Genomic DNA, 9550 nt, shown 5'->3' on the forward strand with positions numbered 1-9550 from the left:
TCTATAATAATATATTTTTTATTTTGAAAAACGCTTTTTTTATAATCATAATCGCAGTTTTCTATTCCAATATGATTATATTCAAAATTATCGTCTATTATTCCAACGCTTTCGATAAATTCTGAAATGGAATGTTCGTAGCATCTCGCGTTCATATAAGCCGCTCCGCCAACGCTCCCTGGCAAGCCGAATAAAAATTCCAAACCGCCGAAAGAATTTTTATAAGCATGTTTAACCAAATCGAAAACTTTAGCGCCCGAATATCCTAAAATTCCATCCGAATAATTTTCTATTCTGCTGAAAAATCCAGTGAATATTATTGGAGTTTCTACAATTTCATCGACAAATAATAAATTGCTTCCGCCTCCCAAAACGATATATTTTTTTTGGCGCTCTTCAAAATATTTAAGCAAATCTACAAAACCGTCTATAGTTTCTGGAATATAGAAATTTAAAGCCTTTGCGTTTATTTTAAAATTATTATATTTTTTCAAAGAAATATTTTTTTTATGCAATACTCCTTTTATATTTTCTTTCATTTTATAATCCGTAATGTTTTTAATTATTTTCTGTCCTTTCTTCGATTTTAGCGGTTATGGAATTTTCTTCTCTTTTGAAAACATAAATCTCTTTAAATTTAGTTTCCTGCTTCAACAGAATTTCTTTTTCTTTAACCATTTCCAAAATAGCCAAAAAGAAAGTAACCAATTCTCTTTTTGTAACTCCGTCTTTGAAAAGCATAACGAACGGAAATATTTTATTTTCCGAAAGTTTTATGCGAACCATATCTATAGCATTGTCGATATGGAAATTAGCCATTCCCGACAAAACCGCCAAATCCGTTTCCGAGACGAATTGAATTTTTGCAAAAGAATAAACCAAATCGTAAAGTTTAATATCTTTCCAAGCGATTTCATTATCGTCCGCGTTATTATTTTGAAAGAATTTTACTCTTTCCGTATCTTTTCTTTCAAAAATCGAATCGGAAATTTCCTGCAATTTATCAAGCTCTTCCGAAACAATTTTATATCTTTGAAATTCTAGCATCTGTTCGACAATTTCAAATTTCAATCTGTCGGTAAATTTATCCTCGTCCATATCATGCGGGAGCAGCATTTTAGATTTATATAAATGAAACTCCGAAGCGACAAGCAAAAAATCTCCCGTATAATTTAGATTCAAAGCCGCCTGTTTTTTCAAATATTCTATAAACTGGTCAATAATTTCTAAAATAGAAACTTCGTATATATTTTTTTCGCTTCTTTTAAGCATATCGAAAAGGATTGACAAAGGTCCTTCGTAATCTATGCTCGACAAAGAAACTTTAAATTCTTCAAAATTCGTTTTTTCAGTGTTTGATATTTCATTTTCCATAATGATTTATATTATTATAATAAATGACAAATTTTATTTATCTTCCGATGAAGGAACTACAGCCAAATCGCTTACTCTTGCGCCGTCCGATATATTGACTATTTTTACTCCTTTAGCGTTTCGTCCAAGTTCTGGTATCGAGTTCGCTTTGATTTTTATAGTCATATCGTCCGTTGTCACAACCATTATCTCGTCTTTATCTCCAACCGTTTTTACGCTAACGACTTTTCCCGTTCTATTATCGAGTTTGATATAAATCTGTCCATGTCCGCCTCTGCCTTTAACATTAAACTGTTTTGAAGATAATCTTTTTCCTATTCCGTTTTCGGTTATAACTATCAAAGATTCGCCTTTATGAATTCCGTTTCCAGATACACAAATATCGTCTCCCGAAAGCGTTATTCCCTTGACTCCGCCTGCCGCTCTTCCCATATTTCTAACTTTTTGCTCGTTTATTCTCAAAGCGAGTCCCGAGTCGGTAGTCATAATGAAATCGTCTCCCGTTTGAATTGCCGAAACTGCGACAAGCTCATCGTTATTTTCCAAAGTTAAAGCGAGTATTCCGCGTTTTTTAGCGTTTTCAAGATGTTTCAATTCCATCTTTTTTATCGTTCCTTTTTTCGTCACCATTATAATCGATTGTTTAGGGTCGAAATCGGATACTGTAAAATAGCTTGTAATTTTTTCATCTGGAGCGAGATTAAGAATAAATTTAATGCTCTTTCCTTGCGACAATTTCGTCAAAGCTGGAATTTCATGCACTTTCATCCAGAAAGCTTTTCCTCTGTCGGTAAATATAAATAAATAATCTTTAGTGGAAGCGACAAATAAATGTTCGATATAATGTTCTCCCTGCGATTTTCCGCCTTGAACTCCGACTCCGCCTCTTCCCTGCGTGCGATAACTTGAAGCTGGAACTCTCTTAATGAATCCTTGTGTCGTTATTGAAACGGCAACATCTTCATCATGAATCAAATCTTCTTCGTCTATTTCCGTATCGTTGGTTTTTCCGATGATTTCGCTTTTTCTGTCGTCTCCGTATCTTTCGGATATTTTTTGAAGTTCGTTTTTTATAACCGCCAATATTTTATTTGGATGAGCGAGCAAATCTTCGCAATAGGCGATAAATTCTTTAAGCTCTTTCAATTCTTCTTCTATTTTTAATTTTTCCAAAGCGGTTAATCTTTTAAGCGGCATGTCGAGTATTGCCTGCGCCTGCTTTTCGGACAATTTAAATGTTTTCATTAAAGTATTTCTTGCCGATTCGGTATTTTCGCTTTCTCTTATTATTTGAATTACTTTTTCTATATTAGCCTGCGCTATTAAAAGTCCTTCCAAAATATGCGCTTTCGCTTGAGCCTGCTTAAGGTCGTATTCGGTTCTTTTCGTTATAACATCTACTCTATGTTCTACAAAATATTTAATAAGCTCTTTCAAATTAAGAACTTTAGGCTCTCCGTTAACCAAAGCCAAATTTATTATTCCAAAAGTAGTTTCCAAATCGGTATGTTTGAATAACTGATTCAAAACTATTTGAGTGGCGACTCCTTTTTTAAGTTCTATTACTAATCTTATTCCCGCTCTATTGCTCGATTCGTCTCTTATATCGGATATTCCTTCGATTTTTCCCTGTTTAACGAGTTCGGCAATTTTTTCATGCAAAGTAGTTTTTACCACATTGTAAGGAAGTTCTTTGACTATTATCGCTTCTCTGTCTTTTTTTATTTCTTCAATTTCGAGTCGCGCTCTTAATTTTATTCTTCCTTTTCCCGTAGTATATGCTTCTTTGATTCCTTCTTTTCCGTATATTATTCCAGCGGTTGGAAAATCTGGACCTTGAACATATTTCATTAAATCTTTTATTTCCGCGTTTTGATGGTCTATATAATAAAAAATAGCGTTAATTACCTCTCTTAAATTATGAGGAGGCATGTTCGTAGCCATACCGATTGCAATTCCCATACTTCCGTTTACAAGCAGTTGAGGAACTGTCGCGGGCAAAACCGATGGCTCTGTCCTCGAATCGTCAAAATTAGGAACGAATCTAACCGTATCTTTTTCTATATCGTTTAACATTTCTTCGGCAAAACGAGTCATTCTCGCTTCCGTATAACGCATAGCCGCTGGAGGGTCATCGTCCACAGAACCGAAATTTCCCTGTCCGTCCACGAGTAAATATCTCATAGCGAAATCCTGCGCCATTCTAACCATAGTTCCGTAAACTGCGGAATCCCCATGCGGATGGTATCGTGCTAAAACTTCTCCGACTGTAGCCGCCGACTTTTTATAAGGTTTATCATGCGTAAGGTTCGCGTCATACATTGCGTATAATATTCTTCTATGAACGGGCTTCAAACCGTCTCTAACATCTGGAAGCGCCCTTGAAACTATTACGCTCATTGAATATGTTAAATATGATTCTTCCATTTCTTTTTCTATAGATATACGACTTACTCTTTTAAGTATATCTTTCGTAAGTGTGGAATACTGCCTCTCTTCCGCTCCGTTATTATCTTTTCCGTTATTTTTCTTTACCGCCATTTCTTTACATCCTTAAAATATTTAAAAAATATTATATCATTAAATTATATAATTATCAATATAAAATAATGTTTATCTTAAAAGAGATAGTTTTTTAAGGTTTGTTTGATTAAGTTTTTTATTTTTAATTTTCCAATTTATATTTATTCGTTAGTTTTTAGGCAGATTTCTCAAAAAATTTTGTTTAACTATTATCATAACAATATTAAACAAAAGGAGTTATTATGTCTGGAAACGCCAATATAATAGTAATCGAGGGAAGACTTACGAGAGACCCAAATTTTATGAAAACGAAAAATGGAAAATCGTTATGCAAATTTAGTATCGCAAACAACAGATATTATTATATCAACGGAAGTTTGCAAAAGGAAGTTTATTTTTTCGATTTGATAAGCTGGGGATATAACGCCGAAAGAGTCGCGTCAAATTTGAAAAAAGGAAGTCATATTTTGGTAAGCGGAGAATTGAGACAGAATTCTTATTTCACGAAAGAAGGAAATAAAAGAAATTCGATTTATATACTCGCTTTAGAAATTAAAACTTTGAGCAAAAAATCGTTGGATAATAACGGAGAAATTGCAAATAATCAAACGGTATCGAATATTATTGACGAGAATATGGAGCAAGCGTTTTAGATTTTTCTAAAATATCAAATAATTCTTCGTCAATTATTTTAATGTCTTTGTCGGTATCGATATGATAAATAAAAGGCTCGTTGAAGGAATGGAATATTTTATCGACTTTTTTTAAATATGTTTCGTTTTCAAATCTGTCGGCGATTCCTCTTTTGGATATTATTCTGTTTAGGGCAATATCTATGGGAAGATGAAAAATAAAAACTATGTCGGGCTTGATAATAAAATCTTTATGCATATTTATTATTCGATTAATATCTATTCCTTTAGCTCCTTGATATGCGATTGAAGAATAAAAATATCTATCTAAAATAATAAAATATCCTTCTTCTATGGCTGGTTTTATCATCTGTTCTATATGCTCTTTTCTGTCTTCGATAAATAAAGATAATTCTTCTTCCGCGTCCAAATTTTCGGACATCATGCTATCTCTTAATTTAGCCCCATAACGCGAATGAGTAGGCTCGAAAGTGTAAATTGATTTTATATTTATAGAATTTAATTTTTCTGTAAGATTTTTTGCGCAGGTAGATTTGCCCGAACCGTCAATTCCTTCTATAACTATCAATTTGCCTTTCATTTTTTATTTTCCAAAATTTAAAATTATCTTATTTTTAAAGTCGCTATTCCAATTATTGCCGCTATTATTCCAAGTATATAAAATCTAAAAACGACTTGAGTTTCTTTCCAGCCCGATTTTTCAAAATGATGATGGATTGGCGCCATTTTAAAAATTCTTTTCTTAAACATTTTATAATAAAATACTTGCAGAACTACGCTGAAAGCTTCGGCAACATAAACCGCACCGATAATAATTAAAAGCAATTCATGTTTTATAAATAAAGCTATTATTCCCAAAACTCCGCCGAGCGATAAACTTCCGACATCTCCCATAAATACTTGAGCGGGATGAGCGTTGAACCATAAAAATCCGAGTCCCGCGCCTATCAAAGCTCCGACAAATACCGTAACCTCGCCTGCGTCCGATATGAACGGAATTTTTAAATAAGTCGCCACGAGAGAATTTCCAGATACATAACATAAAACCGCCAAAGCAACCGACATTATTATTAAAAGTCCGATTGCAAGTCCGTCCAAACCGTCCGTTAAATTTACCGCATTACTCATACTAACGACTACAAAAATTGCAAAAGGTATATAGAGAATTTTTAAGTCTATATAAAAAGTATCAAAAAACGGCAAAAATAAAGTGGAAGAAGGAACTTGAGCCACTTTCACGGTTTCAAATACTCCCGCCGATTGATTAAGTTCAAACGACATTAAAAAAGTGGATTTGTCGAAATAATATAAATATATTCCGATTATCGCGCCGACAAAAACTTGAAAAAATATTTTATATTTTCCTGCGAGTCCTTTTGAGTTTTTATATTTTATTTTCAAAAAATCGTCCAAAAATCCAGCTATTGAAAGTATTATTAAAGAAACGGTTAAAAGTATTATTTTTATGTTGTCTAATTTTCCCCATAATAAAACGCTTATCAATATGCTTCCGACAATAAATAAACCGCCCATTGTTGGAGTTCCCGTTTTTGCCAAATGACTTTCGGGACCGTCTTCTCTTATAACCTGCCCGAAATTTAATTTTTTTAATTGTTCTATTATATTTGGAGCGAACATAAAAACCAAAATCAAAGCAGTCGCAACCGCTCCTGCAGTTCTGAAAGTAATATATCTGAATATATTAAATCCGAAAAAAATTTCTCTTAAAGGATAAAAAATTTGATAAAGCATATTATTATAAAAAACCTTTCATTTCTATTTATTTAAAATCTATTCATAAAGTTTATTTCAAATTTAAATATTTTATTAAAATAAAACTATTTTATATATATTATTGCATATTTATTTTTTGTCAATGAAAATTTAATTTTTGAGTTTATAAATAAATTTTAAAATATTTTTATATAAAAATAAACTATGCAAATCCAAAGAATCCGCATAGTTTATTTTTCTTTTTTAATTTAATTAACTAAATATTTTATTTCTAAATTTACCTAATATTTTTAATCCCAATCCCACCAGCATTTAACTTTTGAATCTCTAATCAACTTACCTATCCTTTTTGGAGCTTTCTTTAAATTATTGCAATGAACCATATCTAATTTTTCAAGTCTAGGTAAATTAATAACTTCTTTTGGTATTTCTTTTATTCCGTCTCCATGCAAGTCAAGCCATTTGAGTCTGGCTAAACTTAATATTTCTTTTGGAAATTCTTTTAACTTGTCGCTTCTTATATCAAGCTCTTCGATTCTTTTCAAATTTTCTATTTCTTTAGGCAGCGCTTCTAAATTACAACAATTTAAATTGAGCTTGTTAAGTTTAGTAAAATTTCCAATACTTTTTGGCAACTCTTTTAATACTTTAGAGTGTAAACAAAAATATACGATTTTAAATAAATTTCCTATCTCTTCTGGCAATTCTTTTAATTTATCGCAATGTATTGTAATCCTATAAAGATTAATTAAATTCCCAACTTCTTTTGGCAATTCCTTTAATTTTTGAGAATTAATAAAAAAATGTTTGAGATTAGTTAATTTTCCAATTTCTTTTGGTATTGCTTTTAAATTGCTACCTATCACATTTCGTCCTAATTTAAATATTTGAAGATTTGTTAAATTTCCAATTTCACTTGGCAGTTCTTTTAAGTTGTCGCAGTCAATATAAAATTCTTCAAGATTAATTAATTTACCAATCTCATTCGGTAATTCTTCTAAACTATCGCAACTTATACGAAGTTTTTTAAGATTAATCAGATTTCCAATTTCTTTGGGAAGTTCTTTTAAGTTTTTATATCCTAATTCAAGTTTTTTAAGATTAGTTGAATCCCTAAGCGCTCTTGGTAAGTTTTCTAAATTATTGCAATATATATCAAGTTGTTGAAGATTAACTAGATTTCCAATTTCTTTTGGTAATTCTTTTAAGTTGTCGCAGCCAATATAAAATTCTTTAAGATTAGTTAATTTTCCAATCTCGCTTGGCAACTCTTGTATGTTATCGCAACTTATAAAAAGTTCTTCCATTTTAGATAAATCAAATAACCATTTAGGAATTTCTTTTAAGTTCTCAGATTCTATATATAGTTTTTTAAGATTTTTTGAAATCATAATTTCTTTGGTTAATCGTCTCGCAATATGCAAATGTTCAGAATTATTTTCCACAATATTAACCTTTTTAATGCAATCTAATATATATGAATTTTCATAAACGCCGTTATATTGTATATCAAAAGTTTCAAGCTTAATCAGATTAGTTAATTCATCCGCCAATTCTTTTACGCTATATACATTATTTATAGGAATATATGAACTTTCAGGCTCGATTAATTTTTTTATTTCGTCAGGAATTTTTTTTATATTTGTAAATGCTATATTAATATTTATTAATTCTTTCAAATTGGATATTTCTTTTGGTAATTCTTTTAAATTTCTACAATCTTCTATAGATAGTTTTTTAAGTTTAATTAAATTTCCAATCTCTTTTGGGATGTATTTTAAATTTTCGCACCACTCTATATTAAGGTTTTCAAGATTAACCAAATTACCAATTTCTTTTGGAATATATTTCAAGTTTTTACACCAGTTTATATCAAGACTTTCTAGATTAATTAAATTGAATAATTCTTTAGGCAGTTTATTTAATTTATGTAGCCTCATTATTTCTAATTCTTTGAGATTAACTAAATTGCCAATTTCTTTTGGAATGTATTTCAAATTTTTGCACGAGCTTATCCTAATACTTTCAAGATTAATTAAATTAAATAATTCTTTTGGAAGTTTATTTAATTTATTGCAACTCATTCCTAATTCTTTGAGATTAATTAAATTTGCAATTTCTTTAGGAATATATTTAAAGTTTTCGTCAAAACCTATATTAAGCCTTTTAAGATTAATTAATTTGCATATATATTTTTGAAAATATTTTATATCATTGCAGTGTATTCCAAGTTTTTCAAGTTTTGTCAAATAGGATATTTCATTTGGAAGTTCTTCATTATTGCAAAATATATTAAGAGTTTTAAGATTAATTAAATTTTTTATTTCTTTTGGTATTTCCGTTATTTCTTCACAATTTATTTCAAGATTTTCAAGATTAGATAAATTAAATATCTCTTTAGGCAATTCTTTCAAACCTTTGCATTTTTCTATTTTGAGAGTTTTAAGATTAGTCAAATTTCCTATTTCTTTAGGAATTCCGTTAGGATTTTCAAATTCGCTGTCAATTTCCAAATATTCAAGATTGGTTAAATTTCCAATTTCTTTTGGCAGACATTTTAAAAAGTGAAGTTTTATATTAAGTTCTTTTAAGTTAATTAAATTTCCAATTTCCGCTGGCAATTCGTCTATATCTCCGTTATTGTCATACATATCGAGAGTTTTTAATTTAGATAATTCCAATACTTCTTTTGGGAATTCAAATTCGTCAAAATCATCAAATAATGATAATTCAATATTTTTTATATTGTCTAAATCGTTTATTTTTTTATAAAAACCTTTAAACCGACTAAAATACCTTAAACGAATATTTTCAAGATTCTTTAAATTAAAAATTTCTATAGGAAATTCCTTTAAATTTATTCCCCACAGGCAATATATAAAATTAAAAGTTTTAAGTTTGGTTAAATTGCTTATTCCGTCTGGTAATTTTTCAAAACAATAGTCTTCTATAGTAAGTTCCTTAAGATTAATCAAATTCCAAATATCGTTTGGAATTTCTTCTAAATCATAGCAATCTATATACAAACTCTCAAGATTTACAAGTTTAAAAATCTCGTTCGGAATATAAGAAAAATTCTTTCCCCCAGAATATTCATTTTCAATCGTAAGTTCTTTAATATTTAATAGCTCGTTTATATCTTTGGTTTGCAACTCTTCTATGCCATATTTTTTTGCCCAATTGTATAAATTATTAATTTCTTTGTTTGTTAAATTATTTTGCATTTTAATTTCTCCTGTTTTAATAAAATTTTTTATATATAATAA

Annotated in this window: 7 protein-coding genes; 1 reads left to right on the forward strand and 6 read right to left on the reverse strand. The window is 29.9% G+C overall.

Annotated elements, in window-relative coordinates; genetic code table 11:
- The 3 genes from ACR0QS_RS07695 to gyrA all read right to left on the reverse strand — a co-directional run.
- The coding region (locus ACR0QS_RS07695; protein ID WP_432632858.1) for an FAD-binding protein at positions 1-539 on the reverse strand (539 nt) is incomplete at its 3' end.
- Between the two features lie 19 nt (positions 540-558).
- A complete protein-coding gene (locus ACR0QS_RS07700) occupies positions 559-1374 on the reverse strand; it encodes a segregation and condensation protein A (protein ID WP_432632859.1) in 816 nt (271 codons plus the stop codon).
- Between the two features lie 33 nt (positions 1375-1407).
- Positions 1408-3915, reverse strand: coding sequence for a DNA gyrase subunit A (gyrA, locus tag ACR0QS_RS07705; RefSeq protein ID WP_432632860.1), 2508 nt, complete (start codon positions 3913-3915; stop codon positions 1408-1410).
- A gap of 224 nt (positions 3916-4139) precedes the next feature.
- On the opposite strand from gyrA, the gene ACR0QS_RS07710 reads away from it, so the two are divergent.
- Positions 4140-4550, forward strand: a complete 411-nt coding sequence (locus ACR0QS_RS07710) for a single-stranded DNA-binding protein (protein ID WP_432632861.1) — start codon at positions 4140-4142, stop codon at positions 4548-4550.
- On the opposite strand, the gene tmk is transcribed toward ACR0QS_RS07710, so the two are convergent.
- The 3 genes from tmk to ACR0QS_RS07725 all read right to left on the reverse strand — a co-directional run bounded on the left by tmk (position 4519) and on the right by ACR0QS_RS07725 (position 9508).
- The gene (tmk, locus tag ACR0QS_RS07715) at positions 4519-5130 is read right to left on the reverse strand and encodes a dTMP kinase (protein WP_432632862.1); all 612 of its coding nucleotides are present in this window, start codon (positions 5128-5130) and stop codon (positions 4519-4521) included. The two genes, ACR0QS_RS07710 and tmk, sit on opposite strands and share 32 nt — an antisense overlap.
- A 23-nt stretch (positions 5131-5153) precedes the next feature.
- Positions 5154-6302 carry a phospho-N-acetylmuramoyl-pentapeptide-transferase gene (mraY, locus tag ACR0QS_RS07720; RefSeq protein WP_432632863.1) on the reverse strand — a complete coding sequence of 383 codons (1149 nt, stop codon included), beginning with the start codon at positions 6300-6302 and terminating at the stop codon, positions 5154-5156.
- A 272-nt stretch (positions 6303-6574) separates the two neighbouring features.
- Positions 6575-9508 (reverse strand): leucine-rich repeat domain-containing protein, encoded by a 2934-nt coding sequence (locus ACR0QS_RS07725; protein WP_432632864.1) that lies wholly within the window; start codon positions 9506-9508, stop codon positions 6575-6577.
- Positions 9509-9550: the final 42 nt, after the last annotated feature.

The organism is Brachyspira sp., assembly GCF_050873525.1.
GTDB lineage: Bacteria > Spirochaetota > Brachyspiria > Brachyspirales > Brachyspiraceae > Brachyspira.

Coding starts and splice junctions, on each gene's coding strand:
- ACR0QS_RS07725 (WP_432632864.1), bottom strand. CDS start 9,508: ATGCAAAATAATTTAACAAACAAAGAAATTAATAATTTATACAATTGG.
- gyrA (WP_432632860.1), bottom strand. CDS start 3,915: ATGGCGGTAAAGAAAAATAACGGAAAAGATAATAACGGAGCGGAAGAG.
- ACR0QS_RS07710 (WP_432632861.1), top strand. CDS start 4,140: ATGTCTGGAAACGCCAATATAATAGTAATCGAGGGAAGACTTACGAGA.
- mraY (WP_432632863.1), bottom strand. CDS start 6,302: ATGCTTTATCAAATTTTTTATCCTTTAAGAGAAATTTTTTTCGGATTT.
- tmk (WP_432632862.1), bottom strand. CDS start 5,130: ATGAAAGGCAAATTGATAGTTATAGAAGGAATTGACGGTTCGGGCAAA.
- ACR0QS_RS07700 (WP_432632859.1), bottom strand. CDS start 1,374: ATGGAAAATGAAATATCAAACACTGAAAAAACGAATTTTGAAGAATTT.